Source organism: Arthrobacter sp. StoSoilB20 (assembly GCF_019977295.1).
In the GTDB taxonomy this organism is placed as follows: domain Bacteria; phylum Actinomycetota; class Actinomycetes; order Actinomycetales; family Micrococcaceae; genus Arthrobacter; species Arthrobacter nicotinovorans_A.
Genome location: NZ_AP024651.1, coordinates 4,622,688 through 4,647,651, shown reverse-complemented (window position 1 = coordinate 4,647,651; position 24,964 = coordinate 4,622,688). Strand labels below are relative to the sequence as shown.

The 24,964-nt window shown below is 64.3% G+C and carries 26 protein-coding genes; 21 read left to right on the top strand and 5 right to left on the bottom strand.

Annotated elements, in window-relative coordinates:
* Positions 1 to 466: 466 nt before the first annotated feature.
* The 11 genes from LDN85_RS21225 (at position 467) to LDN85_RS21175 (ending at position 11,187) form a co-directional block, all read left to right on the top strand.
* A complete protein-coding gene (locus tag LDN85_RS21225) occupies positions 467 to 1,372 on the top strand; it encodes a shikimate dehydrogenase (RefSeq protein ID WP_223944215.1) in 906 nt (301 codons plus the stop codon).
* Positions 1,372 to 3,243: a sugar phosphate isomerase/epimerase and 4-hydroxyphenylpyruvate domain-containing protein gene (locus LDN85_RS21220; protein WP_223944213.1), complete on the top strand. Its 1,872-nt coding sequence runs from the start codon at positions 1,372 to 1,374 to the stop codon at positions 3,241 to 3,243. Before LDN85_RS21225 ends, LDN85_RS21220 begins: the two co-directional genes overlap by 1 nt.
* Positions 3,244 to 3,296: 53 nt before the next feature.
* A complete protein-coding gene (gene pcaH, locus LDN85_RS21215; protein WP_026547718.1) occupies positions 3,297 to 4,166 on the top strand; it encodes a protocatechuate 3,4-dioxygenase subunit beta in 870 nt (289 codons plus the stop codon).
* Between the two features lie 4 nt (positions 4,167 to 4,170).
* Entirely contained in the window at positions 4,171 to 4,791 is a 621-nt protein-coding gene (gene pcaG, locus LDN85_RS21210) for a protocatechuate 3,4-dioxygenase subunit alpha (RefSeq protein ID WP_223944205.1), read from the top strand.
* A complete protein-coding gene (locus tag LDN85_RS21205) occupies positions 4,788 to 6,206 on the top strand; it encodes a lyase family protein (RefSeq protein ID WP_223944203.1) in 1,419 nt (472 codons plus the stop codon). Before pcaG ends, LDN85_RS21205 begins: the two co-directional genes overlap by 4 nt.
* Positions 6,199 to 7,002 carry an alpha/beta fold hydrolase gene (locus LDN85_RS21200; RefSeq protein WP_223944201.1) on the top strand — a complete coding sequence of 268 codons (804 nt, stop codon included), beginning with the start codon at positions 6,199 to 6,201 and terminating at the stop codon, positions 7,000 to 7,002. The genes LDN85_RS21205 and LDN85_RS21200 overlap by 8 nt, the downstream gene beginning before the upstream one ends.
* Positions 6,999 to 7,445 (top strand): 4-carboxymuconolactone decarboxylase, encoded by a 447-nt coding sequence (pcaC, locus tag LDN85_RS21195; protein WP_026541137.1) that lies wholly within the window; start codon positions 6,999 to 7,001, stop codon positions 7,443 to 7,445. Before LDN85_RS21200 ends, pcaC begins: the two co-directional genes overlap by 4 nt.
* A gap of 100 nt (positions 7,446 to 7,545) precedes the next feature.
* Positions 7,546 to 8,760 carry a thiolase family protein gene (locus LDN85_RS21190; protein ID WP_223944199.1) on the top strand — a complete coding sequence of 405 codons (1,215 nt, stop codon included), beginning with the start codon at positions 7,546 to 7,548 and terminating at the stop codon, positions 8,758 to 8,760.
* Positions 8,761 to 8,775: 15 nt separating this feature from the next.
* Positions 8,776 to 9,459 (top strand): 3-oxoacid CoA-transferase subunit A, encoded by a 684-nt coding sequence (locus LDN85_RS21185; RefSeq protein ID WP_026547714.1) that lies wholly within the window; start codon positions 8,776 to 8,778, stop codon positions 9,457 to 9,459.
* A gap of 2 nt (positions 9,460 to 9,461) precedes the next feature.
* Positions 9,462 to 10,130 (top strand): 3-oxoacid CoA-transferase subunit B, encoded by a 669-nt coding sequence (locus tag LDN85_RS21180; RefSeq protein ID WP_091553479.1) that lies wholly within the window; start codon positions 9,462 to 9,464, stop codon positions 10,128 to 10,130.
* A gap of 253 nt (positions 10,131 to 10,383) precedes the next feature.
* Entirely contained in the window at positions 10,384 to 11,187 is an 804-nt protein-coding gene (locus LDN85_RS21175; protein ID WP_223944197.1) for an IclR family transcriptional regulator C-terminal domain-containing protein, read from the top strand.
* 29 nt (positions 11,188 to 11,216) lie between these two features.
* On the opposite strand, the gene LDN85_RS21170 is transcribed toward LDN85_RS21175, so the two are convergent.
* The gene (locus LDN85_RS21170; protein WP_026541142.1) at positions 11,217 to 11,561 is read right to left on the bottom strand and encodes a DUF1801 domain-containing protein; all 345 of its coding nucleotides are present in this window, start codon (positions 11,559 to 11,561) and stop codon (positions 11,217 to 11,219) included.
* 41 nt (positions 11,562 to 11,602) lie between these two features.
* Positions 11,603 to 12,001: a RidA family protein gene (locus LDN85_RS21165; protein WP_026541143.1), complete on the bottom strand. Its 399-nt coding sequence runs from the start codon at positions 11,999 to 12,001 to the stop codon at positions 11,603 to 11,605.
* 136 nt (positions 12,002 to 12,137) lie between these two features.
* On the opposite strand from LDN85_RS21165, the gene LDN85_RS21160 reads away from it, so the two are divergent.
* From LDN85_RS21160 to LDN85_RS21130, 7 genes are read left to right on the top strand one after another with little or no spacing between them, the layout of a single operon-like run.
* Positions 12,138 to 12,992, top strand: a complete 855-nt coding sequence (locus tag LDN85_RS21160) for a fumarylacetoacetate hydrolase family protein (RefSeq protein ID WP_223944195.1) — start codon at positions 12,138 to 12,140, stop codon at positions 12,990 to 12,992.
* A gap of 28 nt (positions 12,993 to 13,020) precedes the next feature.
* Positions 13,021 to 13,503, top strand: a complete 483-nt coding sequence (locus tag LDN85_RS21155; RefSeq protein WP_026541145.1) for a cupin domain-containing protein — start codon at positions 13,021 to 13,023, stop codon at positions 13,501 to 13,503.
* Between the two features lie 3 nt (positions 13,504 to 13,506).
* The gene (locus LDN85_RS21150) at positions 13,507 to 14,379 is read left to right on the top strand and encodes an acyl-CoA thioesterase domain-containing protein (RefSeq protein WP_223944193.1); all 873 of its coding nucleotides are present in this window, start codon (positions 13,507 to 13,509) and stop codon (positions 14,377 to 14,379) included.
* 58 nt (positions 14,380 to 14,437) lie between these two features.
* Positions 14,438 to 16,147, top strand: a complete 1,710-nt coding sequence (locus tag LDN85_RS21145) for an AMP-binding protein (protein WP_223944191.1) — start codon at positions 14,438 to 14,440, stop codon at positions 16,145 to 16,147.
* A gap of 14 nt (positions 16,148 to 16,161) precedes the next feature.
* On the top strand, positions 16,162 to 18,552 hold the full coding sequence (locus LDN85_RS21140) for a bifunctional salicylyl-CoA 5-hydroxylase/oxidoreductase (RefSeq protein WP_223944189.1): 2,391 nt from the start codon (positions 16,162 to 16,164) through the stop codon (positions 18,550 to 18,552).
* A 2-nt stretch (positions 18,553 to 18,554) separates the two neighbouring features.
* A complete protein-coding gene (locus LDN85_RS21135) occupies positions 18,555 to 19,913 on the top strand; it encodes an aromatic acid/H+ symport family MFS transporter (protein ID WP_223944186.1) in 1,359 nt (452 codons plus the stop codon).
* An 8-nt stretch (positions 19,914 to 19,921) separates the two neighbouring features.
* The gene (locus LDN85_RS21130) at positions 19,922 to 20,326 is read left to right on the top strand and encodes an acyl-CoA thioesterase (RefSeq protein ID WP_223944184.1); all 405 of its coding nucleotides are present in this window, start codon (positions 19,922 to 19,924) and stop codon (positions 20,324 to 20,326) included.
* An 88-nt stretch (positions 20,327 to 20,414) separates the two neighbouring features.
* On the opposite strand, the gene LDN85_RS21125 is transcribed toward LDN85_RS21130, so the two are convergent.
* Positions 20,415 to 20,948 carry a hypothetical protein gene (locus LDN85_RS21125; RefSeq protein ID WP_026541151.1) on the bottom strand — a complete coding sequence of 178 codons (534 nt, stop codon included), beginning with the start codon at positions 20,946 to 20,948 and terminating at the stop codon, positions 20,415 to 20,417.
* A 346-nt stretch (positions 20,949 to 21,294) separates the two neighbouring features.
* On the opposite strand from LDN85_RS21125, the gene LDN85_RS21120 reads away from it, so the two are divergent.
* On the top strand, positions 21,295 to 22,179 hold the full coding sequence (locus LDN85_RS21120) for a PaaX family transcriptional regulator C-terminal domain-containing protein (RefSeq protein ID WP_223944183.1): 885 nt from the start codon (positions 21,295 to 21,297) through the stop codon (positions 22,177 to 22,179).
* Here LDN85_RS21120 and LDN85_RS21115 read toward each other — a convergent pair whose 3' ends face one another.
* Positions 22,180 to 22,962 carry a VOC family protein gene (locus LDN85_RS21115; RefSeq protein WP_223944181.1) on the bottom strand — a complete coding sequence of 261 codons (783 nt, stop codon included), beginning with the start codon at positions 22,960 to 22,962 and terminating at the stop codon, positions 22,180 to 22,182.
* Positions 22,963 to 23,173: 211 nt separating this feature from the next.
* Positions 23,174 to 23,815, bottom strand: a complete 642-nt coding sequence (locus LDN85_RS21110) for an NAD(P)-binding domain-containing protein (protein ID WP_223944179.1) — start codon at positions 23,813 to 23,815, stop codon at positions 23,174 to 23,176.
* 82 nt (positions 23,816 to 23,897) lie between these two features.
* Between LDN85_RS21110 and LDN85_RS21105 the strand changes: the two genes are divergently transcribed.
* Together LDN85_RS21105 and LDN85_RS21100 are read left to right on the top strand one after the other, a co-directional pair.
* A complete protein-coding gene (locus tag LDN85_RS21105) occupies positions 23,898 to 24,212 on the top strand; it encodes a hypothetical protein (RefSeq protein WP_223944177.1) in 315 nt (104 codons plus the stop codon).
* The gene (locus LDN85_RS21100) at positions 24,202 to 24,906 is read left to right on the top strand and encodes an HAD family hydrolase (RefSeq protein ID WP_223944176.1); all 705 of its coding nucleotides are present in this window, start codon (positions 24,202 to 24,204) and stop codon (positions 24,904 to 24,906) included. The genes LDN85_RS21105 and LDN85_RS21100 overlap by 11 nt, the downstream gene beginning before the upstream one ends.
* The last annotated feature ends 58 nt before the right edge of the window (positions 24,907 to 24,964 follow it).

Sequence of the window (24,964 nt, the reverse complement as noted above, 5' to 3'; positions counted from 1 at the left end):
GAGCGGGCCCCGCAACGCACCCCTCTCGTTGGGAGGCCCGTTATGCACACCAAACACGATGGATACCCGGCAGAGTGGGCCCCGCAACGCACCCCCCGCACGTTGGGAGGCCCGTTATGCACACCAAACACGATGGATACCCGGCAGAGCGGGCCCCGCAACGCACCCCTCTCGTTGGGAGGCCCGTTATGCACCCCAAGCACGCGGGATACCCAGCGGAGCGGGCCCCGCAACGCACACCCCCTCTCGTTGGGAGGCCCGTTATGCACCCCAAGCACGCGGGATACCCGGCAGAGCGGGCCCCGCAACGCACACCCCGCAACGCGGCACCACAATCGCCAAATGTTCGCGATAAGAACAAGCGTGCGGAATATGAACACTTGTAGTAATCTCAATAACACCCGGTCAGGCGGCGCGTTCCAAAAGTGCCAAACGCCCGCGGTGCTGAAGTCAAAGGAGCTTTAGGATGAGCAACCGAGCCGAGTCCGTTCTGGTGGGCCTCATAGGCGAAGGCGTCATGCCCTCGCTCACGCCGCCCATGCATGAACGCGAAGCCGATGTGCAAGGCCTCCGCTTGCTGTACCGCCCCCTGGACCTGCTGGAACTCGCATTGCCGGCCACCGCCGTCGGGGATCTCCTGACCGCAGCGAACCGTATGGGCTACAACGGCCTGAACATCACGCACCCGTGCAAGCAGTTGGTGCTGGAACGCCTTGATGAAATTTCCGACGACGCCCGTCGACTGGGTGCCGTCAATACAGTCCTGATCCAGGATGGTCGGCTGATCGGCCACAACACCGACTTCTCCGGTTTCGGCTCGGCGCTCGCCGACGGGCTCCCCAAGGCAAAACTGGATCGCGTGGTCCAGCTTGGTGCGGGCGGTGCCGGCTCCGCCGTCGCCTACGCACTCCTCACAGCCGGCGTCAAAACGCTGGACCTCGTGGACATGGACCCGGCCCGTGCGGCAGAACGCGCCGCGGAACTGGGCGCACTCTTCCCGGAGGCCACCGTGACGCCCCGAAGCACCACCGAGCTGCCGGGGATCATGCCCCTGGCTGACGGATTGGTGCACTGCACCCCGATCGGCATGGCCGCCCACCCTGGCTTGCCTTTGGACATCGAACTCCTGGAGCCGCGGCACTGGGTGGCGGACATCGTCTACCGGCCTATTGAAACGCAGCTGGTCCGCCAGGCCCGCGCCAAGGGATGCGACGTCCTCGACGGCGGCCGCATGGCAGTCGGTCAGGCGGCGGACGCTTTCCAGCTCATCACCGGCCGCAAAGCCGACCGGGACCGGATGCGCGCCCACTTCCTGGAGCTGATCGCGGCGGAAGACGCAGCAACCCCCGAGCTGGCAAAGGCGGGCCACTGATGCGCACCGGAATCGCAACGGTCTGCCTGTCCGGCACACTGAAAGAGAAAATGCAGGCCTGCGCCATTGCGGGCTTTGACGGCATTGAGATCTTCGAACAGGACCTGGTCACCTCTCCGCACAGCCCGGAGGAAGTACGGAAAATGGCCGCGGATCTTGGCTTGGGCCTTGATCTCTACCAGCCGTTCCGCGATTTCGACGGCGTCACTCCGGACCTGCTGAAGGCCAACCTCAAGCGGGCAGAGGCCAAATTCAACCTGATGGAACGCTTGGGCATGGACACCATCCTGGTCTGCTCCAACGTCGCCACGGCCACCATCGACCACGACGACCTCCGCGCTGAACAGCTGGCCGAACTCGCAGTATTGGCAGGGGACCACGGCGTCAAGGTTGCCTACGAGGCACTGGCCTGGGGCAAATACGTCAACGACTACGAGCACGCGTACCGCTTGGTGGAGATGGTGGACCACCCCAACCTCGGCACCTGCCTGGACTCGTTCCACATCCTGTCCCGCGACTGGGACACGGCACCGATCGAGGAAATCAACGCGGAGAAGATCTTCTTCGTCCAAGTTGCCGACGCCCCCAAGCTCTCCATGGACGTGCTCTCCTGGAGCCGCCACTACCGGGTTTTCCCCGGGGAGGGCCAGTTCGAACTCGCCAAGTTCATGGGCCACGTGGTCCGCGCAGGTTACGCCGGGCCGGTGTCACTGGAAGTTTTCAACGACGTCTTCCGGCAGTCGGACACCGAGCGCACGGCCGTTGACGCCATGCGCTCCCTGATCTGGCTTGAGGAGCAGAGTGCCGCATGGCTCGCAAGCACCTCCGCGGAAGCGGGAACTGACGCAAAAGCCGCATCCCGCCGTCGTTATCCCATGGAACTTGCCACGCTGCCCAAGGTGAACGAGCCCGCCGGCTTCAACTTCGCCGAGGTCAAAGCGGACGACACCGCGCAGCTGGAGAAGCTCCTGGGCCAGCTCGGGTTCGAGTTCGAGGGCCGGCACCGCACCAAGGACGTCCAGCTCTGGACCATGGGCCAGGCCCGCGTGATCATCAACGAACAGGCGGCATCCCACGCGGAACCGGCTATCGCCGCTTTGGGGTTCGACGTCGACTCCCCAGTGATTGCCTCCGCCCGCGCCCAGCAACTCAAGGCACCCGTGGTTGCCCGCAAGGTCCAGGCCGACGAGGAAGTCTTCCAAGGCATCTCCGCGCCCGATTCCACCGAGATCTTCCTGTGCCAGGGAAGCCCGGACGGCACCGCGGCATGGACGCACGAGTTCGGCGAAGGGCGGGAACACGCCCCCAGCACGCAGAACGCCGTGATCGACCACGTGAACCTCGCCCAGCCGTGGCAGCACTTTGACGAAGCCGTCCTCTTCTATACCAGCGCCCTTGCCCTGGAACCGCAGCCCTTCGCTGAAGTCCCAAGTCCCAGCGGCCTGGTCCGCTCGCAGGTCATGGAAACCAGCAACGGGGAGGTCAGGCTGGTCCTGAACCTTGCACCGGCCCAGCAGGCACAAACAGCGCGCAAAACGTATCAGGAACACATCGCCTTCGCCGTGGACGACCTCGTGGCCACCGCCCGGTCCGCCCACCAAAGAGGCCTGGAGTTCCTGCAGATTCCGGCCAACTATTACGAGGACCTGGACGCCCGGTTCGATCTCGAACCCGGATTCCTGGCCACCCTCAAGGAGCTGAACCTCCTGTATGACCGGGACGCCAACGGCGAATTCCTCCACTTCTACACCGCCACAGTGGGCAGTGTGTTCTTCGAAATGGTGGAACGCCGCGGCAACTACGACGGTTACGGGGCGCCCAACGCCCCGGTGCGCCACGCCGTCCAATACGACTCGCTCCACCGGGTGTAAACCCACCGCCGCCCCGCCAACCAACAGAAACCGTCAACCGAAAGGAGCCGGCCGTGCCACACGAACAGACAGCACAGGCGCTCGAATCCGAGGAACTCGTGCCGCCCGCAGAGCCGCAGGCCGCCCACCAAGCCAAAAAGGTGGAAACCCAGGCGGATCTCAGTGCTGAGATCAAGGGCATCGGGGACCGCTACGCCGAGGCACTGAAGAACGGGAAAGGTCCGGAGACCATGCCGCGGCTGGACTACGCGCCGTACCGCAGCAGCATCCTTCGCCACCCCACCAAGAGCCTGCACCACGCGGACCCGGAAACCATTGAGCTCTACTCGCCGGCGTTCGGACACCAGGACGTGCACGCATTGGAGTCGGACCTGACCATCCAGCACAACGGCGAGCCGCAGGGTGAACGCATCATCGTCGCGGGCCGGGTCCTTGATGGCGACGGCCGCCCGGTGGCCGGCCAGCTGGTGGAAATCTGGCAGGCGAACGCATCAGGCCGCTACATCCACAAGCGCGACCAGCACCCCGCACCCCTGGACCCGAACTTCACCGGCGTCGGGCGTTGCATCACCGGCGACGACGGCTCCTACAGCTTCACCACCATCAAGCCCGGCGCCTACCCGTGGAAGAACCACCTGAACGCCTGGCGTCCGGCGCACATCCACTTCTCCATGTTCGGCTCTGAGTTCACGCAGCGGATCGTCACCCAGATGTACTTCCCGGGTGACCAGCTCTTCCCGCTGGACCCCATCTACCAGTCGATCGTGGACCAGGACGCCCGCGACCGCCTCGTGGCACAGTATGACCACGAGCTCACCAGCCCCGAATGGGCGCTCGGCTACAAGTGGGACATCATCCTGACCGGTTCCAAGCGGACCTGGACAGAAAACGAAGCATACGGCGACGCCGGGGACGAGGAGTAAGCGCATGAGCAAGCTGGCACCCACACCGGGCCAGACCGTAGGCCCTTTCTACGGCTACGCCCTCCCCTTCAACAAGGACAACGAACTCCTGGCACCCGGAAGCCCCGGCAGCATCCGCCTCCAGGGCACCGTGTACGACGGCACCGGCAACCCCATCCCGGACGCCATCCTGGAAATCTGGCAGCCTGATTCCGAGGGCAACATCGTTCAGCGCACCGGCTCCCTGGTCCGCGACGGCTACACGTTCACCGGATGGGGCCGCGGCTCCGTTGGCAACTCGGGCGTGTACACCTTCACCACGGTCAACCCTGGCCCCACGGCTCCGGGGGCGGCAGCGTTCATCTCCGTTGCCGTGTTCGCCCGCGGCCTCATGAACCGCCTCTTCACCCGCGTCTACCTCCCGGAAAACGAGGAAGCGCTGGCCAACGATCCCCTGCTGAGCTCCCTGGATCCCGAGCGCCGCAAGACGCTCATCGCCCGCCGCGACCCTGACGGCGGCCTCACCTGGGACATCCGTCTCCAGGGCGGCGACGAGACCGTGTTCCTGGACTTCCAGCAGGACGGATCGCTGGATAACAGCGTCGGGAACAACCAGGAAACTGCCGAAACGGAAAACCCGGCATGATCGACGGCGACTTCGGCCTCCTCAGCCCCGTTTCGGCGTCGCCCTCCGTGGTGGCGCTGACGGGCGACCGTGCCGTAATCGCGGCAATCCTCGACGTCGAAGCCTCCTGGGCTGCTGTCCTCGAGGAAGCGGGACTGGCTCCCGCCGGATCCGCCGCCGTGGTGGCCGAAGCCGCCGATCCCGGTTCTTACGACGTTCTTTCGGTAGCGGAGCGCGCCCAAGGCGGCGGAAACCCGGTGATTCCCTTGCTCGGAGACTTGCGGGCCCGGGTCCGGGAGTTGGACACTGCCGGAATCGGCGCCGCCAAAGCTGTGCACACATCGCTGACCAGCCAGGACGTCCTCGACTCCGCCCTCATGCTTCTCGCCAGCCGCACCGTTTCCTCGTTGCTGGCCGAGGTCAAGGGCACGACGACGGCGCTCGCCACCTTGGCGGAACAGCATGCGGGCACGTTGAGCGTGGGCAGGAGCCTGACGCAGCATGCCCTGCCCTATACCTTTGGGCTCAAGGCCGCCCAGTGGTTCCAGGGCGTGGCCGCCGCGGCTGCGCGATTGGAGTCCTTGGAATTTCCGGTGCAGTATGGCGGGGCGGGCGGAACGCTGGCCTCGGGCACCAAGCTCACTGCTGGTTCGGACGCAACGCCGTTTACATTGGCCGATTCCCTGGCCGCAGCGTTGGGCCTGGCACCCGCTCCCGCCCCGTGGCACAGCAACCGGCTGGCCGTCACTTCGCTGGGCGACGCGTTGGGGGCGCTCCTGGATTCCTTCGGCAAGATCGCCGCTGACCTGCTGTTCCTCAGCCGGCCGGAAGTCGCCGAACTCGGCGAACCCCTGGCCGCCGGGCGTGGAGTTTCCTCGGCCATGCCGCAGAAGCAAAACCCCGTGCTGTCAGTGCTGATCCGCAGTGCAGCGTTGCAGGCACCCGGTCTCGCATCGCAACTGCACCTCGCCGCAGCAACCTTCAACGACGAGCGACCCGATGGCGCCTGGCATAGCGAATGGCCCGCGCTCCGGCAGCTCTTGGCCTTGACGCTCGGGGCTGCCGGACACGTCCGCGAGCTCTCCGAAGGCCTCCGTGTTTTCCCTGATGCTATGCGCCGGAACCTGGAGATCTCCGGACCGCTGCTCCTCAGCGAAGGCGTCTCAGCCGCCGTCGCCCCCCTCCTTGGGGAGGACGGGAAGCAAAAACTGCAGGGCGTCGTCGATGAAACCCTCAAGGCGCCCGCCGCTGAGCAGCCCCGGATTTACACCAAACTCCTGCGCGAGACGGTGCCTGCGGACAAGCTCTCCGACGCCGAACTTGATGCACTCCTGAACCCCGCAAGCTACCTCGGCGAGGCCCGGGAAATCAGTCGTCGGATCCTTGCCGCCTACCCGAACTTTGCATCATCATCGAAGGGAGCCGCTCGTGGCTAAACCAATCGTCAAGGCCGTGCTGCTCTCCCCGCAGCGCGGGCTCGGAACCAAGCCGCTCCTGGTGGTGGGCCCTTCGCTGGGTACGTCCACGGTTCTTTGGACCGAAACCGCGGCCCTCCTCGGCGACGAGTACGACGTCATCGGTTGGGACCTCCCCGGCCACGGCATTTCGCCGACCACCATAGAAGGTTTCGATGTCGCGGAACTGGCGGACGCCGTCGTCGATCTCGTTGACTCTGTTTCGCCGGGCGCGTCCTTTCACTATGCGGGTGTTTCGCTCGGTGGGGCCACCGGCCTCCAACTCGCCATCAAGCATGGCCACCGCCTTCGCAGCCTCTCCGTCCAGTGCAGTGGCGCCAAGCTGGGCACGCCCGAAGGCTGGCTGGAACGCGCCGAAACGGTCCGCAAGTTGGGGACGCCTGTCATGATCCAAGGCTCGGCCGAACGCTGGTTCGGTCCCGGTTTCATGGACCGGCAGTCGGAGATCAGCAGCCGCCTCCTGCATGCCCTCCGCGACGCCGACCGCTTCGGTTATGCGTTCTGCTGTGAGGCCCTCGCCGCGTTCGACGTCCGCGAGCAGCTCGGCAGCATCACTGTCCCCACGCAGGTGATCGCCGGCGTCGAGGATTCGGTGGCGCCGCCGTCGATGGCCGAAGCCGTGGTTTCGGGCATCAAAGCCGGCGGCGGTTTGGCCGAGGTGCAAACGCTCGACGGCGTGGGTCACCTGGCGCCCGCCGAGGCACCCGCCGCTGTGGCGGACTTGATGCGCACCTTTGTGAAGGAGAACGGACTGTGAGCACTGTGTCCCCGGACAATTTCGAACGGAACGGCGCCGTGCAGCCGGACTCCACCATCCAGGACCTGTACGACGCCGGAATGGTGGTCCGCCGCGAAGTACTGGGCGATGCCCATGTGGACCGGGCCAACGCCGGCAAGGACTCCTTTACCGAGGATTACCAGGACATGATCACCAGGATCGCCTGGGGTGGCATCTGGACGCGGCCCGGCCTGAGCCGGCAAATGCGCTCCGCCGTCACCCTCACGGCACTGGTGGCGCACGGTCACTGGGAAGAGCTCGCCATGCACATCAGGGCAGCCCTCAACAACGGCCTGAGCAGGGACGAAATCAAGGAAATCCTGCTGCAGACCGCCATCTATTGCAGCGTGCCGTCAGCCAACTCCGCGTTCAAGACGGCCCAAAAAGTATTCGCCGAGATCGACGCCAACGAACCCAACTAGTCCCCACCGCCACCCAACTAGGTAACAGCAAACGTCCCATTGGGGGCTCATAGCGACGTTTGCTGTTACTCAGTTGGGCAGAGAGAACGAAGGAAAACCCATGAACCAGGCTTTTGTGTACGACGCCGTGCGCACGCCCTTTGGCAAGTTCGGCTCCGGTCTTGCCGCTGTCCGTCCCGATGACCTTGCTGCCCACGTGGTCCGCGAGTCCGTCAAGCGTGCTCCCGGCCTGGATGTCGAGAGGATCGACGAGGTGGTGTTCGGCAACGCCAACGGTGCCGGCGAAGAAAACCGCAACGTTGCCCGCATGGCCACGCTGCTCGCCGGGCTTCCGGTCTCCATTCCGGGAACCACGGTCAACCGTCTGTGTGGATCTTCCTTGGATGCAGCGATCATCGCTTCGCGCCAGATCAACGCCGGCGACGCCGACCTCATGCTCGTGGGCGGGGCCGAATCCATGTCCCGTGCGCCCTGGGTGTTGCCGAAGACGTCCAAGCCCTACCCGGCCGGTGACATGACCCTCGCTTCAACCACGCTCGGTTGGCGTTTGGTGAACCCGGCCATGAACAGGGACTGGACCATCTCCTTGGGCGAAGCCACCGAACGGCTGCGGGAGAAGTACGGCATCACCCGGGAACGCCAGGATGCTTTTGCGGCTGATTCACATAATCTGGCCGATGCTGCGTGGAACGAAGGCTTCTACGATTCTCTGGTGTCGCAGGTTCCGGGCACTGACCTGGTCCGCGACGAGGGCATCCGAGCAGGTTCATCGGCGGAGAAGCTGGGCGGTTTGAAGACCGTGTTCCGGCCCGAGGCTGACGGGCCCGACGGCGGTACGGTCACCGCCGGGAATGCCTCGCCATTATCTGACGGTGCTTCGGCGGCGTGGATCGGCTCGGAGGCTGCTTCTGGGCTGCTGGGCATGGAGCCCCTGGCCCGCATCGCCGGCCGGGGTGCGCACGGCAACGATCCCCAGTACTTTGGCTTCGCCCCTGTGGAGGCCGCAAACAAGGCCCTCGCGAAGGCGGGCATCGGCTGGGACCAGGTTGGCGCCGTCGAACTTAACGAAGCGTTCGCCGCACAATCGCTGGCGTGCGTTGACGCGTGGGGGATCGATCCCGCAATCGTGAACCAGCACGGCGGTGCGATCGCGATGGGTCACCCGCTCGGTGCCTCCGGTACCCGCATCCTGGGTACGCTCGCCCGTTCGCTGCAGGCGTCCGGGCAGCGTTGGGGTGTCGCAGCGATCTGCATCGGCGTGGGCCAAGGCCTGGCCGTTGTGTTGGAGAACGTCACTGCCGGCGCATCGGCATAAGAAAGGGGTTGAGTCATGCTGAATTTCATTGACACTGTTGGCGAGGCTGTCGCCGGCATCAAGGACGGCTCCACCGTGATGATCGGCGGGTTCGGCAACGCCGGGCAGCCGTTCGAACTGATCGATGCCCTCATGGACTGCGGTGCCAAGGACCTGACCGTGGTGAACAACAACGCCGGCCAGGGCGACCAAGGCCTGGCGCTGCTGATCAAGGAAGGCCGGGTCCGCAAGATGATCTGCTCCTTCCCACGGCAGTCCGATTCATGGCATTTCGACGCCAAGTTCCACGCCGGAGAGATCGAGCTGGAACTGGTCCCGCAGGGCAACCTGGCCGAGCGGATCCGTGCCGCGGGCGCTGGAATTGGTGGCTTCTTCACGCCCACCGGCTATGGCACCACGCTGGCCGAGGGCAAGGAAACCCGGTTGCTGGACGGGAAATGGCAGGTGTTCGAAACACCGATCCACGCCGATGTTGCCCTGATCAAAGCACTCAAGGCCGACGGCAAGGGCAACCTCGTGTACCGCAAGACCGCCCGGAACTTCGGCCCGATTATGGCTGCTGCTGCCAAGCACACCATTGTGCAGGTCTCGGAAATCGTGCCAACCGGTTCCCTGGATCCGGAAAACGTGGTGACACCCGGTATTTACGTCAACAGCGTGGTCCGCGTCGGCGGTTCCAGCGCAGAACAGGTGGCCTGATCATGAGCACCCAAACCAGCCTCCAGACCTTCGAAAAGCCGCTGGGCCGCGACGAACTCGCCCAGCTGGTGGCCCGCGACATCGTCCCTGGCTCCTTCGTGAACCTGGGCATTGGCCAGCCAACACTGGTGTCCAACTACCTCACCGAGGAACAGAACATCACGCTCCACACGGAGAACGGGATGCTGGGGATGGGCCCGGCCGCTGTTGGGGATGACGTCGATGGTGACCTGATCAATGCCGGGAAGATCCCCGTCACGGAGCTGCCCGGGGCCTCGTACTTCCACCACGCCGACTCGTTCGCGATCATGCGCGGCGGGCACCTGGACATCTGCGTGCTCGGCGCCTTCCAGGTTTCCGCAACGGGTGACCTGGCCAACTGGCACACCGGAGCGCCCGACGCCATCCCCGCCGTCGGAGGTGCCATGGACCTCGCCACCGGCGCCAAGGACGTGTTTGTGATGATGACTTTGCTGACGCGCGAGGGCGTGTCCAAGCTCGTGGAACAGTGCACCTACCCGCTCACTGGCGTCGGCTGCGTCACCCGCGTGTACACGGACAAGGCTGTGTTCCTGACAGGACCCGACGGCGTCACCGTCCGCGAGACCTTCGGCTGCACCTTCGAGGAAATCCAGGAGCTCGTACCGCTGCCGCTGAAGAAGGCAGAGTAGGCCTCGCAAGTTGGGCTCCTCGCGTTGTGGGGCCTGTTTTGCAGGGTATTTTGCGCGCTGAGCGTGCGGAGTGGGTCTCGCAAGTTGGGCTCTTCGCGTTGTGGGGCCTGTTTTGCAGGGTATTTTGCGCGCTGAGCGTGCGGAGTGGGCCTCGCAACGTTGGGTCCTTCGCGTTGTGGGGCCTGGTTTGCAGGGTATTTCGCGCGCCAAGCGTGCGGAGTGGGCCTCGCAACGCAATCTAGGATTGGAAACCATGACCGACTCCGCAGTTACCCCGCAGGCCAGCGACCAGTACGTCCAGTCGTTGGCCAGGGGTCTCGCTGTGATCCGGGCCTTCGACGCAAACAACCCGGTGATGACGCTCAGCGAAGTCGCGGCCCGCACGGACCTGACCCGCGCAACGGCCCGGAGGTTCCTGCACACCCTGGTTGAGCTCGGCTACGTCCGCACTGATGGCAAGACGTTCGCGCTCACGGCCAAGGTGCTGCAGCTTGGCTACTCGTATCTCTCCGCGCTGTCCCTGCCCCAGCTCGCCCAGCCCCACTTGGAGCAGCTCAGCCTGAAGCTGGGGGAGTCGACGTCGGCCGCGGTCCTGGACGGTCCGGACATTTTCTACGTTGCCCGCGTCGCTACCCGCCGGATCATGAACGTCGGCATCACCGTGGGCACCCGCTTCCCGGCGTACGCAACGTCCATGGGGCGCGTCCTGCTCGCCGGATTGCCCCAGGCCAAGTTTGAGGCCTACCTTTCGACGGCGGAACTTACCCCGATCACGCCGCGAACCGTGGCCAGCGTGCCCGACTTGAGGGCCGCCGTCGAGCATGTCCGTGCGCAAGGCTGGTGCCTGCTGGACCAGGAGCTGGAAATCGGCCTGATGTCCATCGCGGCGCCGGTGTGGAACCACAACAACGGCGACAATGTTGCCGCAATAAACGTGTCCCTGCAGGCCCAGGCCGTCGCAGCCCGGCCAGACCCAGACGTGTACCTCGAGTCAGTGCGGCTGGAAGTAGTGGCCACGGCCAACGCGATCTCGCAGGACGTGTCCGCCAAGCACTAACCCACCCGACTCAGTCGGTCAGCCGGGGGCTACTTCCGGATCGCCGCCAGCCGTGTCTCCAGGATCCGCCGCACCATCGAGTCGGGCACGGGGTTGTCTGCCGAGAACCGCAGCGTCCCCGGCGACCACGAATAGCCGCCCAGCTCCTCCGACATCTCCGGCAGGATCTGCCCGCTGAACGGGTACAGGGCCAGGTGTTTCTTCGTTTCGAGCACGCTCACCAAGCCCTTGCCATCAACCAGCAGCGCGGGCATCCCGTAGCTGACGCCTTCTTCGGCGTCGGGCGCGAGCTCGCGGGCGATCCCCACAATCCGCTCAAGAATGCCGCGATTGCCGGCAGAGACGCTCTCCAGATATTCGGTGACGGTTCCCATAGGGACATGCTTCCCCAAGCGCGCCGAAGGTGCCAGAGTCTTTAGCGCTCGGGAATCACCGCGATGCCCTGGATTTCGATCAGGGCCTCTTTCTGCCACAGCCGTGTGACCCCGATGCCAGCCATAGCCGGATATTGCGAGCCCGCCATTTCACGCCAGATGCGCCCGATTTCGCGGCCGTTGGCCATGTAGTCGTCCACGTCCGTGAGGTAGATGGTCACGTTGACCAGGTCTTCAGGCTGTCCGCCCGCCTCGCGCAGGGTGGTGATGACGTTGGAGAACGCCTGCGTGAACTGTTCCACGATGCCGCCGGGAACGATGTTCATGTTCTTGTCCAGAGCGGTCTGCCCGCCCAGGAACACGGTGTTCCCGGCAAGAATGCCGTGTGCGTAGCCGGATGGTTTGGCCAGCGATTCCGGGTTGATTGTTGTGTGGCTCATGCTGTTCCTCCTCGTTGTGGCAACTGCAAAAACTTTTGGAAAGCCTCTGTGCAGATCATTTCCGCCGTGCTACGTTGAGCATATGTGACGATCGTAAAAAAGTCGACACATCGTAAAACTCGAAGGGAACCCCCACATGAAACTCGCCACCTTGCGCACGGCCAACGGAGGTACGACGGCGGCGCTCGCCACGGGCGCCGATTCCTACCTCACGCTGCCCGCCACCGACGTCGGGGCCCTCCTGGCCCAGTCGGAATGGCGGATAGTGGTGACGGAGGCCGCGGCATCCAAGGAGCAGAGGGTCATCGCCGCCGGTGAAGCCGTGCTTGCGCCCCTCCTTCCCCGCGCCGGCAAAGTCATCTGCTGTGGCCTGAACTACGGTGACCACATCCAGGAAATGGGCCGGGACCTGCCGGAGTACCCCACGCTGTTCGCCAAGTACGCGGACACCCTGGTGGGAGCCAACGACGCCGTGGAAGTCCAGGGCAGCGACCGCGTCGACTGGGAAGCCGAGCTGGCCGTCGTCGTGGGTTCCGAGCTGTACCGGGCGGATGAAGACCAAGCCCGCGCGGCAATTGCCGGGTACACCGTGGCCAACGATGTTTCCATGCGCGATTGGCAGAGCCGGACGCTGCAATGGTTCCAAGGCAAAGCGTGGGATGGCAGCACCCCTGTGGGCCCGGTCATGGTCACCGCCGATGAAGCGGGAGAACACTTCGAGGTCCGCGGCTACGTCAACGGCGAGCTGGTGCAGCAGGGGAATACCAGCACGTTGGTGTTCGGTCCGGCCCAGTTGCTGTCCTACATCTCCCAGTTCACCGTCCTGCGTCCCGGCGACCTCGTCCTGACGGGAACGCCCGGGGGAGTGGGTATGGGGATGACCCCGCCACGCTTCCTCAAGGACGGGGATGTCCTCACTACCGAAATCGACGGGATCGGCCGGTTGGAGAACCAGTTCCGAATCCACGCCTCAGTTCCAGCCAACGCCTGAACGTCACACCACACCAAAGGAGAACCCCATGAGCCAGAGCACCACCGAATACGTCCTCGAAGGCGACAACTCCATCTACGCCCAGGCCGACGGCAAAGTTGTCCCCGTCGTCACCCGTGCCGGCGCGGAAGACACCAACACTGCCCAGTCCGGCGACTGCATCCGCGTCTCCGGAGTGAGCATCCAGCACACTCCGGCAACCAAGATCTGGTTCGGCCAGGTATCCAACACCCCCGGGTACCGCTCACTCCCGCACCACCATGGCGAGGCCGAAACGGGTGGCTATGTACTCCGGGGGCACGGCCGGATCTACTTCGGCGAGAACTACTCCGAATTCCTGGACATGAAGGCCGGCGACTGGGTTTTCGTGCCGCCGTTCATGCCCCACGTTGAAGCCAACATGTCCGTCACCGAGGAGCTCGTCTGGCTGACGGCACGCACGCCGGAGAACCTCGTGGTCAACCTCGAAGACGTGGCCGACGAAACCCTCGCCGACTACCGCCGGGCCTAAGCCATGATCACTGGAACCCTGACCTCGGAGACCTTCCTCAAGGCCGTTGAACTGACGCCCACAACGGCTGAAGTTTTCGATGAAGCCTATGAAGCGACCACACAGTATGTACCGTGGCCAAAAGCCTATGGTGGAGACATGGTGGCACAGGCCGCGGCCGCAATGATGCGGTCCGTTGATGCTGACAGGACTCTGCACTCGATGCACAGCTACTTCATGCGTCCGGTGGATATTGGTTCCAGTGTCCGCTACGAAGTGGAGCGCCTGCGGGATGGCCGGGGCTACTCCACGCGGACCGTCCGCGGCTTCCAAAACGGCAAACCCGTGTACGCGGCCATGGGTTCGTTCCAGGTTCCCGAGAACGGACCGGACTTCCAGCCTGAGGCCCCTGCCGCCGTCGAGCCTGAATCGCTGCGGACGGCAGCTGAAGCACTGGATGGCGTGGACGGCAAAGCCGCCGAGTACTGGTCCGCGGGCCGGAGCTTCGATATGCGCCATATTCCTGGTCCGGTATATATCGATCTGGAAGGTGGATCGGTTCCGCAGCAGGCGATCTGGGTGAAGGCCTTCGACGCACTGCCCGACGACGCCGACCTCCACCGCACAGCCTTGGCTTACGTCTGCGATTACACGATTTTGGAGCCACTGCTCCGGGTGAACGGCCTCAATTGGTCCAGCCCGGGGCTCGCCACCGCCAGCCTGGACCACTCCATGTGGTTCCACCGCGACGGTCGCGCCGACGACTGGGTGCTCTACGCCCAGGATGCCATTTCCGGTCAGAGCAACAGGGGCCTTGCCATGGGCCGCTTCTTCGACCGCCAAGGACGGCTGCTCGCCACGGTTGCCCAAGAGGGCATGATCCGCGCCGGCGCGTAGACAGCTTTCCACCTCCCCAACCATCAGCTTCAACGACGCACCACTGAAAGGACCGGCCATGAGCATGATGCCATCGGCCCACGTGGACACGTTCACCCGCGACCACCTGCCGCCCGCCGATACCTGGCCTGCGCTTGAATTCACCCTCCCCGAACTCCACTACCCGGAGCGGCTCAATGCTGCTGCCGTGCTGATCGACGACGCTGTTGAACAGTTCGGCGCGGACCGCCCCGCCCTCTGGACCCCGGACGGCGTTGTCTGGACCTACGGCCAGCTCCAGAAGCGCTCCAACCAGGTGGCCCAGGTCCTTACCGAAGACCTCGGCGTGGTCCCCGGCAACCGCGTGCTCCTGCGCGGGCCCAACAACCCGTGGATCGTGGCCGCTTGGCTCGGCGTGCTGAAGGCCGGCGCCGTAGTGGTGACCACCATGCCCATGCTGCGCTCCACCGAGGTCGCCACCCTGATCGACCTCACCAAGCCGGTAGTGGCCATTTCCGACCACCGGTTCGTGGACGAACTCGCAATTGCCGCTGAGAACGAAACAGCCGGCGTCAAGGTACAGGTCCTGACGTACGGGGCCGGCAACGGATTCGACGACGACGGCGACCTCGCCTCGCGCTGCGAGCACAAGAGCGGCAGGTTCACGGCAGTGGACACCGCCGCTGACGACGTTGCCCTGCTGGGTCCGACGTCGGGCACCACCGGTGTGCCAAAGGTGACCATGCACTTCCACCGGGACATTCTGGCCAATGCGGACACCTTTGCCCGCTACATCCTGCAGCCCACGGCTGATGACGTGTTCGCCGGTTCCCCGCCCCTGGCCTTCACGTTCGGACTGGGCGGCCTGGTGGTCTTCCCGCTCCGGTTCGGCGCGTCCTCGCTTCTGACCGAGAAGGCCGGTCCTGTGGAACTCGCGGAGCACGCCGCCGCAGCCGGGGCCAGCATCCTCTTCACGGCACCAACCGCCTACCGGGCGATCCTGAAAGAGAAGCGCGGAGATCTCCTCCGGGGCCTGCGCATCGCCGTTTCTGCCGGCGAGCACCTTTCCAAGGAAACCTGGGACGCCGTGCATGAAGCCACGGGTCTGCGGTTGGTGAACGGGATCGGTGCCACCGAGATGCTGCACGTCTTCATTTCCGCTGCCGGCGATGACATCCGGCCCGGAACCACCGGCCGTGCGGTGCCTGGATTCAGGGCCACCATCCTGGATGACGACGGCAATGAGCTCGGCGCCGGCAACATCGGCCGCCTGGCCGTGATTGGTCCTACCGGATGCCGGTACCTGGATGATGCCAGGCAGGCGAACTACGTGGTCCGTGGCTGGAACGTCACCGGAGACACGTTCTCCATGGACGCGGACGGCTACTTCACCTATCAGGCCCGCTCGGACAACATGATCGTTTCTTCCGGCTACAACATCGGCGCGCCCGAAGTTGAAACGGCCATCGACCAGCACCCTGACGTCGTGGAGAACGCGGTCATCGGGGTTCCGGACGAGGAGCGCGGCAGCATCGTCTGCGCGTTCATTGTCCTGCGCGAAGGCGTCACCGGCGATGCCACCAAGCACAAGGAAATCCAGGACTTCGTGAAGCAGACCATCGCCCCGTACAAGTACCCCCGGGACGTGCGCTTCGTCAACGAACTTCCGCGCAATCCCAGCGGAAAACTCCAGCATTTCAAGCTCCGTGACGGCCTTTTTGCCAAGGAAACCGGCGCGAACGCGAGCCAGAACGAACAACTTACCCCCGCCGGCCAGAGCCAGGCCTGAGAAGGAGCAACACCATGAAAATCGCAATCGTTGGAGGCGGCCCCGGCGGCCTGTACTTCGCAGCACTGATGAAGCAGTTGGACCCCTCGCACGACATCACCCTCTGGGAACGCAACGCTGCCAGCGACACCTTTGGCTTCGGCGTCGTGTTTTCCGATGAGACGCTCGGCGGCATCGGCAATGCCGATCCTGTGGTGGCCGAATACATGAGCCGCCGTTTCGCCCGCTGGTCGGACATCGACATCCACTTCCGCGACCAGATGATCACGGTGGGCGGACAGGGCTTCGCTGCCATGAGCCGCAAGGAACTGCTGGAACTGCTCCAGCGCCGCTGCATCGAACTGAACGTGGACGTGCGCTTCAGCACCCTGGCCCCGGCCGTTGAAGAACTCGAAGCCAACTACGATCTCGTACTTGCGGCGGACGGCATCAACTCCCAGATCCGCGCCAAATACGCTGACTCGTTCAAGCCGAACCTGGACCCGCGGACCAACAAGTTCATGTGGCTGGGCACCAACCAGGTGTTCGAGGCCTTCAAGTTCTTCGTGAAGGAAACCGAGTGGGGCGTCATGCAAATCCACGGTTACCCCTACTCGGATGAGGGTTCCACGTTCATTGTGGAAATGCACCAGGACGTGTGGCACGCTGCCGGCTTCGACGAAACCGCCAACGAGGTCTTCCCTCCCGGCGTCTCGGATGAAAAGGCAATCACCAAGATCCGCGAGATCTTTGCCGAGGAACTGAACGGCTACGAGGTTCTCACCAACAACTCCAAATGGATCAACTTCACCACGGTCCGGAACGAGAACTGGCGCCACAACAACGTGGTGCTGCTGGGCGACGCTGCCCATACAGCCCACTTCTCCATCGGTTCCGGTACCAAGCTGGCTATGGAGGACTCGCTGGCACTGGCTGCTTGCCTGCACGAACACCCGGACGTTGAGTCCGCCCTGGCGGCGTATGAGGCTGAGCGCCGGCCCGTGGTCGCTTCCACGCAGCGTGCGGCCCAGGCGTCCTTGGAGTGGTTCGAGCGCATCGGCCAGTACAAGGACCAGGACCCCACCCAGTTTGCATTCAACCTGCTCACCCGCAGCCGCCGCATCACGCAGGAAAACCTGCGCCTGCGCGATCCCGAGTTCGCCGACGCCGTGGACCGCGGCTTCGCTTCCTCGCAGGGACTGCCAGAGGTGGCACCGGCCATGTTCCAGCCGTACCGCATTGGTGGGCTGGAGCTGAAGAACCGCATCGTGGTCTCCCCGATGGACATGTACTCCGCCACGGACGGCATTCCCGGTGACTTCCACAAGGTCCACCTCGGTTCCAAAGCCCTCGGCGGTGCCGGCCTGGTGATGACCGAAATGGTCTGCGTCTCCGAAGCCGGCCGCATCACCCCCGGCTGCAGCGGCCTCTACACCGATGAGCAGCGTGACAGCTGGAAGGAAATCGTGGACTTCGTTCACGGCCGTTCCACTGCCAAGATCGGCGCACAGTTGGGTCACTCAGGACGCAAGGGCTCCACCAAGCTCATGTGGGAAGGCATCGACCAGCCGCTCGAGTCCGGCAACTGGACCGCCGTCGGGCCCTCTGCGCTGCCGTACAGCCCGCAGAACCAAACCCCAGTGGAGCTGGACCGTACCGGCATGGACGCCATCAAGGCCGAGTTCGTTGCTTCCGCAGTCCGTGCCGACGAGGCCGGGTTCGACCTTCTGGAAGTCCACGCCGCCCACGGCTACCTGTTGTCCTCCTTCCTTTCGCCGGTGTCCAACAAGCGGACCGACGAATACGGCGGCAGCCTGGAGAACCGGCTGCGGTTCCCGCTGGAAGTGTTCGACGCCGTTCGCGCGGCTTGGCCGGCCGACAAACCGGTGACGGTACGCATCTCCGCCACGGACTGGATCGAGGGTGGCAACACTTCCGATGATTCCGTGGCCATTGCCCGCGCCTTCGTAGAGCACGGCGCAGCCGGCCTGGATGTTTCCACCGGCCAGGTCGCCAAGGAAGAGAAGCCCGCCTACGGCCGCAGCTACCAGACGCCGTTCGCCGACCGTATCCGTCAGGAAGTTGCCGCTCCGGCAGGTGTGGCCGTGATCGCCGTCGGCGCCATCTCCAGCTACGACGACGTGAACTCCATCCTGCTCGCCGGCCGTGCGGACCTGATTGCCCTTGGCCGAACGCACCTCTACGATCCCCAATGGACCCTGCACGCTGCCGCTGAGCAGGAATACCAGGGCCCCGGTGCCGAGTGGATCCCGCAGTTCCGGGCAGGCCGCCGGAAGCCGCCGAGCTCCCGCACTGATGCCGTTCGTCCGCGCTTGTCCTTGCTCAAGGAAGCGGAAATCGAAGAGGCCAACACCCACCTTCGCTGGACTCCCGAGTCCGCCGCCGCATCGGTTTTGGTGAAGTAGCCATGGCCACCGCACCGGTCAACGACTGGAACGTGCCCAAGAAGACCACCGGCGTGGTCCTCTTCTGCTGCTGGCTTGCCATCCTGGCCGAAGGCTACGACGTCGGCGTCCTGGGAGCCATCCTCCCCGCCCTCGCCGAATACAAGGAATGGAACCTCAGCCCGCTGGCTCTCGGCGGCCTCGGTTCATATGCCTTGATCGGCATGCTTATCGGAGCGCTGTTCATCGGTACCCTCAGCGACCTCGTGGGCCGCAAGAAGATGCTCCTGGCTTCCATGGTGATCTTCACGATTACCCAAGCCGGCGCAGCGTGGGCACCTACCCCGGAACTGTTCGGAATCTTCCGTCTGATCGGCGGGCTGGGCATGGGTGGAGTCATCCCGGTGGCAGCGGCCCTGACCATCGAATATTCGGCACCGAACAAGCGGTCCTACAACTACGGCCTCATGTACTCCGGATACTCTCTGGGAATTGTGGCTGCAGCCCTTGCTGCCCTGTTTGTCCTGCCCGTGGGGGGATGGCGTGCAGTCATTGCGATCGGCGCTGCGCCGGTGGTGCTGCTCCCGATCATCTGGAAGTTCCTCCCCGAGTCCTTGGAATTCCTGGAGTCGAAGGGCCGGAAGTCCGAGGCCAAGGCCTTGGCTGCCAAGCTGAACATTGCCAACTACACACCGGTGGTTCCCGCAGCTCCTGTTGCCGGCGTCCAAGCGGACCCGTGGTGGAAAACCATTACCACCATGTTCTCCCGCAAGTACTTGCGATCTACCGTGTTCTTCTGGATCTCGCTCTTCTGCGGCCTGGTCCTGGTCTATGGCCTGAACACCTGGCTGCCGAGCATCATGAAGAAGGCCGGCTACGACCTCGGCTCTTCCCTGACGTTCCTCCTGGTCTTCAGCCTTGCATCAGCCATCGGTGGCCTGCTCCTGGGTCGCGCCGCGGACAAGTACGGCAAGAAGCTCATCCTGGTGGTGTTCTACATCCTGGGCGGCCTGGGCATCATGCTGCTGGTCTTCCCGAACATCATGGTGGTCAACCTGCTGTTCGTCGCCTTCGCCGGTGTCGGTTCCATCTCCACCTCGCTGGTCCTCACCGGATACATCGCCGACTACTACCCGGCCAAGGTCCGCGGCACGGCGACGGGTTGGGCGCTGAGCTTCGCCCGTCTGGGTGCCATCTCCGGACCGTTGATCGGTGGGTGGATCGCCGGCTCCAAGTTGCCTTTCGAGGCCAACTTTGCGATCTTCGCCGGCATCGCCGTGTTGGCCGCGGGTGCTGTGGCGATGATTCCCAAGCCGCAACCTGAGGTGCCCGTTGCCGCCGTCGACGTCGATCCTGACGACGCCGCCGTCGGTGCCCGCTAGGAGTGGTCATGGACAGGTTTCCGGAGGCGAGCGTGGAGCGAACGGTGGAGTGGGTGGACACCGACGCCTCCGGACACCAGCACAATTCAGCCATCCTGCGCTGGGTTGAGGCCGCCGAAGCCGAACTCTTCCGCCTGCTGGACTTGCCGGATTACTTTCCCAACGCTCCCCGGGTCCAGCAAGTGATCAACTACAAGGCCAAGCTGTGGTTCGGCCAGCGCATTACCGCCATGGTGAAGATCCAGGCGCTGGGCCGGACCTCCATGACCATGGCGTTCGAGGTAACGTCCGACGCCGGTGAGGTTGCCGCTTACGGGACGGTCACCACCGTGCACGTCCCCCAGGGGACCACTTCTGCGCAGCCTTGGCCGGAGCATCTGATCCGGGCAGTCAGGGCTGGGCAGGAAGGCTAACCCCCTCCGCCGGGATGGCAGTTAATGACAATGTCGAGCTCTGGGACTGTCATCAACTGCCATCTCGGCGTTTGGAGGTGTGGGGCTTCTAGCGCAGGCCCTTGAGGATGTTCTTGGGGCGCTGCATCTCTCCATGCTTGGCGCCGAGGATGATGACCCAGCCGGCGAATGCGGGAATGGCCCACTGGAGTGCTTTCAGCTGCGTTTGGGCGGCCTTCAGCTCGTCCGATGCCCCGGCGCGCGGTTCGGTTGCACCCTCGGCCCCTTCACCGGAGAGTTCGTCCACTTTCTTGCCCACAATGCCTGCATACAGGGTGACGGCAGCGCCTGCCAGGGTCACGGCCGTCTTGTAGACGGTGTTCGCCGCAACGCTGTCCTGCTTGGCGATCCGGCCCTTGTTTTCCCATGCGATGGCCAGGTCCGCCGCCAGGTGCCCAGCGAAAGCCGCAGTCTGGATCGGCGCCCACTTGCCCCAGCCCTTGCTTGAAAGGCGGGTCCGCTCGGTGGGGTCTTTTGCCTCTGCTGCGGCACCATTGAGTCCGATGGCCCCCATCAGCGAGCCGCCGAACCATGCTGCGGCGGTGAGGTCGTGAATGGAACGGGCTACGAGATTTCCTGCCATGATGTGCTTCCTATCGTTGATACGGAAAGGACCCTTCGAGGCCGCGGGGCCCCAAAACAGCGTAGTTCTATAGTAAGCATGCTTACTAAGGCGGGGCCACCCGTTCGCGCACCGGGCCACCCGTTCGCGCACCGGGCCACCCGTTCGCGCACCGGGCCACCCGTTGGCGCGGCGGGGCACCCGTTGGCGAGGCGGGGCACCCGTTGGCGAGGCGGGGCCACCCGTTGGTGCGGCGGGGCCGTGGCCGCTCGCACGGTTGGATGGCGCCGAGTCGATGGGGACTGTGACCGAACCTATGATGAACTGGACTGGCGCCTGATGAGGGCGCGGAAATGAGGCTCTTCAGATGTTCGTCGTTCCGGCACCCCCGGTGCGCCACCAGCAGTTGCTCGTTACGATCTTCGGCCTCTACGGCCGGAATGCGGGCGATGCCTTGCCGGTTTCTGCGCTGATCTCCATGCTGGGCTCGCTCGGCTATGACGCACCGGGCGTGAGGTCGTCGGTTTCAAGGCTCAAGGCGAAGGGCGTGCTCAAGAGCGTCCGCGAAGGCGGGATCGCCAAGTACAAGATTTCCGAGTCCGTCAGCGATGTGTTCCGTGAAGGTGACAAGCGCATCTTTGCCCCGGAGCAGCCCGCCCCGGTTGATACCTGGGTGCTTGCCGTCTTTTCGGTGCCTGAGTCCATGCGCAACCGCCGGCACCAGCTGCGCTCCGCATTGCTGGCGCTGGGGTTCGGTTCAGTGGCCAACGGTGTGTGGATCGCGCCGGCCCACAAGCTGGAGCAAGCCCGCGAACGGCTCACTGCCGGCGGGCTGATTGAGTTCGTGGACCTGTTCCGGAGCGACTACGTTTTTGACGGCCCCATGCGGCCCAAAATCTCCGAATGGTGGGATCTCAAGGAACTTGACGAACAATTTACCGAGTTCCTTGGGCTGTATGAGGGTGCGGAACAGCAGTGGACGCAAAGGGTCGGCGACGATCCTGAAAGGGCCCTGGCAGAGTCCACGGAAGAGCTGCGGCGCGACGCTTTCCGTTACTACATTCCCATGCTGACAATGTGGAGGAAGTTCCCTTACCGGGACCCCAACCTGCCCACCGACTACCTCCCGCCGGAGTGGCATGGGCCCGCGGTCCGCAGGACGTTCCAGGTAGTTCACCGCCTGGCAGCACCCCTGGCCGCAGCCCATGCACACGAGATCATCGCAGAAGCGCTGGATCCTGCGGCGGCCTGATTAGTCGCTGGTCCGTGGGGCATCAATGACGCCGAACACTTCGCCTTGCGGTCCCCGGACCACTACCATCCGGCCCAGTGCGTTCTCTTCCACGGGGCCAAGGAGGGTGGCCCCGAGCTCTACTGCCCGGGTGGCTGTTCCGGCAACGTAATCGCTGGCGAACCACGTCATCCAGTGGTTGGGGGTGTGATCGGGAAGTGCGGTGTCATGATGCACTCCGCCCACTTCCCGGCCATCGAAGGGCCGGCGGATCGTGGAGTAGACAAGGCCTTCTTCACTAACGTCCTGGTAGCTGACGTCAAAGACCTCCGCGTAGAAGGACCGGGCTGCGGAGTAGTCCCGTGTATGGAGTTCGTTCCAGCAGAGGGCGCCATGCTCATTGACGCGTTCAGCGCCGATATGGGTGCCGGCCTGCCACACGCCGAACGTTGCACCAGAACTGTCTGCGGCAAGGGCCATCCGGCCGGATTGGTCGACATCAAAGGGCTCGGCAAGCAGCTGCCCTCCGGAAGCGACGATTTTCTTGGCCGTAAGGTCAACATCGTCCGAGGCCAGGAACGTCGTCCAGGACGTAGGCGTGCCGGGATCCTGTTTGGGCCCCATTCCCGCCACGGCGCGGCCCCTCAGCTGGGCCAATTGATAGCCCCCGGCTTCCTGTCCGCCGGACACAAATTCCCAGCCGAACAGGTCTGCATAGAACGCCTTCGCCGCTTCGGGGTGGTCCACGCCCAGGTCCACCCACAGGGGAGTTGCTGCGGGCCAGTTTGAAATCTTGGTGGACATGGGACTCCTCGGGTCGGGGCGCTGGCGATGCAGCTGCTTCCCCAGGTGCTCGATGCGCCAAGCACCTAAGGAAGCAGCCACCCATAAAGTGCGCCGTTGGCCCGATTCGTGACACTGTTTCCGGCCACTTTTTCAAGGCACCGTGCCGCGCAGCAGTCCATCGCAAGGCGACGCGGGAGCGTCGGCCGCGCCCCGCCGTCGTGCGTGAGGGTTAGACGGTGCGGCTCGCCTTGGCGAGGTTGTCCTGAAGCTCGACGGCGGTCTGCCGGACGACGTACGCGGGACGGTCGCGTTCAACGCGCCAGCTGTCTTCCAGGGGGCCAATGTTGACGGTGTCGAAACCGAATTCGTCGTAGAGCTTGGTGACGAGCCCGGCGGCATCCGGGAAGTCGCTCGCGGTGGCCAGCGCCCGACGGTTGGGCGTGCCTGCAGGGGTGCCGTCGGTAGTGATGTCCTTGGCGAAAATGTGGTTGAAGCCCTTGGCCACCTTGGACGTCGGGAGATGCTTCTGGAGCAGGCCGGAGGTGGTGGCTTGGCCGTTGTCCAGCTCCGGGATGCGGCCATCGCGCTCCCAGTAGTAGTTGTTGGTGTCGATGACGATCTTGCCCTCGAGCGGCTCTACCGGGATGTCCTGGTAGTTTTTGAGGGGTACGGTCACGACGGCGAAATCGCCTGCCGCTGCTGCCTCACCGGGCGTGGCGGCACGGGCCCGCGGTCCCAGTTCTGCCACCAGTTCACCGAGGGTTTCAGGTCCCCGTGAATTGCTGATGACGACGTCGTAGCCCAGTTCCACGGCTTTGCGCGCGATCTGGCTGCCAATGTGTCCTGCTCCGATGATTCCGATTGTTGTCATGCAGGCGGCAACCAAAAGTTGCACGCGCGTATTTCCCGCGTTACGCAATATTTCAATGAGGCCTATACTAAGGAGTCTTACTATGCTGGTTGGCATCGAAGACGAGGAGGTAGCGATGGCCGGACATTTGGAACTGGTTGAAACGCCTGATGGGGAATATCGGATTCTGATGGTGGACGGTGAGGACGTCCTGATGGGACTCTCCAAACAGTTCTCATCCATGGATGAGGCCGTGGAGGGAGTTGCCGCTATCAGGGAAGTGGCGGGAACGGGCCTTCTTCGCCCGGCTTCAGCTGAGCGCTACGCCGTGCTGATGCTGGAAGAACCCGTCATCGATTCCGCACTCGCCGAGCAAGGGGCGCGGACCCAAGCGAAGGCGGTCAACTGTGGCAGCTGAACCAACGCCGCATAAGAAGCGCGGGATTCTCTTCGACGTGGACGGGACCCTGATCGATTCCAGCTACTTCCACGCCATGGCCTGGTGGCAGGCCTTCCGGCGGGAAGGCCTGGACATCGAGATGTCAGCAATCCACCGGCGGGTGGGCAGGGGAGGCGACCGGTTGATCCAGAGCCTTCTGCCCGACTGCACCGACGAGATGCAGGAAGACCTGAAGAGTGCCCACGGCGCAGTCTTTTCAACATTCTGGCCGACGCTGAGGGCATTCGACTCGGCGCGCGACCTCCTCGCGGCATGCTCCGATGCCGGACTGGCCGTGGGCTTGGCGTCGTCGGCTCAACAGCGTGACCTCGAGGTCAGCCGGCATATCCTCGACGCCGGATCCTCGATCGACGCCTGGACCAGCTCCAACGACGCCAAGGAGAGCAAGCCTGCGCCGGACATCCTGGTTGCGTGCCTGGAGAAACTGGGAATCAGCCCCGAGGATGCCGTATTTGTTGGCGACGCAGTGTGGGACGTGAAAGCCGGCGCGGCCATTGGTGTCCCAGTGGTTGGACTGACCTGCGGCGGAATCAGCGAAGCGGAGTTGCGCGACGCAGGCGCCGCGGAAGTCTATGACAATCCACGGCACCTGCTGGAGCACCTGGAAAGCAGCATCGTGGGCCGGCTCGCTGCGGGGTCGCGCGGGGCTTAGCGGGACGTAAGCGCCTGCGGGTTGGCCGGGTTGGTTGGCTTTGTCAGGCTTTAGTTGG

Excerpts from the sequence above, each read along its gene's own strand:
- LDN85_RS21225 (WP_223944215.1), top strand. The coding sequence starts at position 467 with ATGAGCAACCGAGCCGAGTCCGTTCTGGTGGGCCTCATAGGCGAAGGC.
- LDN85_RS21220 (WP_223944213.1), top strand. The coding sequence starts at position 1,372 with ATGCGCACCGGAATCGCAACGGTCTGCCTGTCCGGCACACTGAAAGAG.
- pcaG (WP_223944205.1), top strand. The coding sequence starts at position 4,171 with ATGAGCAAGCTGGCACCCACACCGGGCCAGACCGTAGGCCCTTTCTAC.
- LDN85_RS21205 (WP_223944203.1), top strand. The coding sequence starts at position 4,788 with ATGATCGACGGCGACTTCGGCCTCCTCAGCCCCGTTTCGGCGTCGCCC.
- LDN85_RS21190 (WP_223944199.1), top strand. The coding sequence starts at position 7,546 with ATGAACCAGGCTTTTGTGTACGACGCCGTGCGCACGCCCTTTGGCAAG.
- LDN85_RS21185 (WP_026547714.1), top strand. The coding sequence starts at position 8,776 with ATGCTGAATTTCATTGACACTGTTGGCGAGGCTGTCGCCGGCATCAAG.
- LDN85_RS21180 (WP_091553479.1), top strand. The coding sequence starts at position 9,462 with ATGAGCACCCAAACCAGCCTCCAGACCTTCGAAAAGCCGCTGGGCCGC.
- LDN85_RS21175 (WP_223944197.1), top strand. The coding sequence starts at position 10,384 with ATGACCGACTCCGCAGTTACCCCGCAGGCCAGCGACCAGTACGTCCAG.
- LDN85_RS21170 (WP_026541142.1), bottom strand. The coding sequence starts at position 11,561 with ATGGGAACCGTCACCGAATATCTGGAGAGCGTCTCTGCCGGCAATCGC.
- LDN85_RS21165 (WP_026541143.1), bottom strand. The coding sequence starts at position 12,001 with ATGAGCCACACAACAATCAACCCGGAATCGCTGGCCAAACCATCCGGC.
- LDN85_RS21160 (WP_223944195.1), top strand. The coding sequence starts at position 12,138 with ATGAAACTCGCCACCTTGCGCACGGCCAACGGAGGTACGACGGCGGCG.
- LDN85_RS21155 (WP_026541145.1), top strand. The coding sequence starts at position 13,021 with ATGAGCCAGAGCACCACCGAATACGTCCTCGAAGGCGACAACTCCATC.
- LDN85_RS21150 (WP_223944193.1), top strand. The coding sequence starts at position 13,507 with ATGATCACTGGAACCCTGACCTCGGAGACCTTCCTCAAGGCCGTTGAA.
- LDN85_RS21145 (WP_223944191.1), top strand. The coding sequence starts at position 14,438 with ATGAGCATGATGCCATCGGCCCACGTGGACACGTTCACCCGCGACCAC.
- LDN85_RS21140 (WP_223944189.1), top strand. The coding sequence starts at position 16,162 with ATGAAAATCGCAATCGTTGGAGGCGGCCCCGGCGGCCTGTACTTCGCA.
- LDN85_RS21135 (WP_223944186.1), top strand. The coding sequence starts at position 18,555 with ATGGCCACCGCACCGGTCAACGACTGGAACGTGCCCAAGAAGACCACC.
- LDN85_RS21130 (WP_223944184.1), top strand. The coding sequence starts at position 19,922 with ATGGACAGGTTTCCGGAGGCGAGCGTGGAGCGAACGGTGGAGTGGGTG.
- LDN85_RS21125 (WP_026541151.1), bottom strand. The coding sequence starts at position 20,948 with ATGGCAGGAAATCTCGTAGCCCGTTCCATTCACGACCTCACCGCCGCA.
- LDN85_RS21120 (WP_223944183.1), top strand. The coding sequence starts at position 21,295 with ATGTTCGTCGTTCCGGCACCCCCGGTGCGCCACCAGCAGTTGCTCGTT.
- LDN85_RS21115 (WP_223944181.1), bottom strand. The coding sequence starts at position 22,962 with ATGTCCACCAAGATTTCAAACTGGCCCGCAGCAACTCCCCTGTGGGTG.
- LDN85_RS21110 (WP_223944179.1), bottom strand. The coding sequence starts at position 23,815 with ATGACAACAATCGGAATCATCGGAGCAGGACACATTGGCAGCCAGATC.
- LDN85_RS21105 (WP_223944177.1), top strand. The coding sequence starts at position 23,898 with ATGCTGGTTGGCATCGAAGACGAGGAGGTAGCGATGGCCGGACATTTG.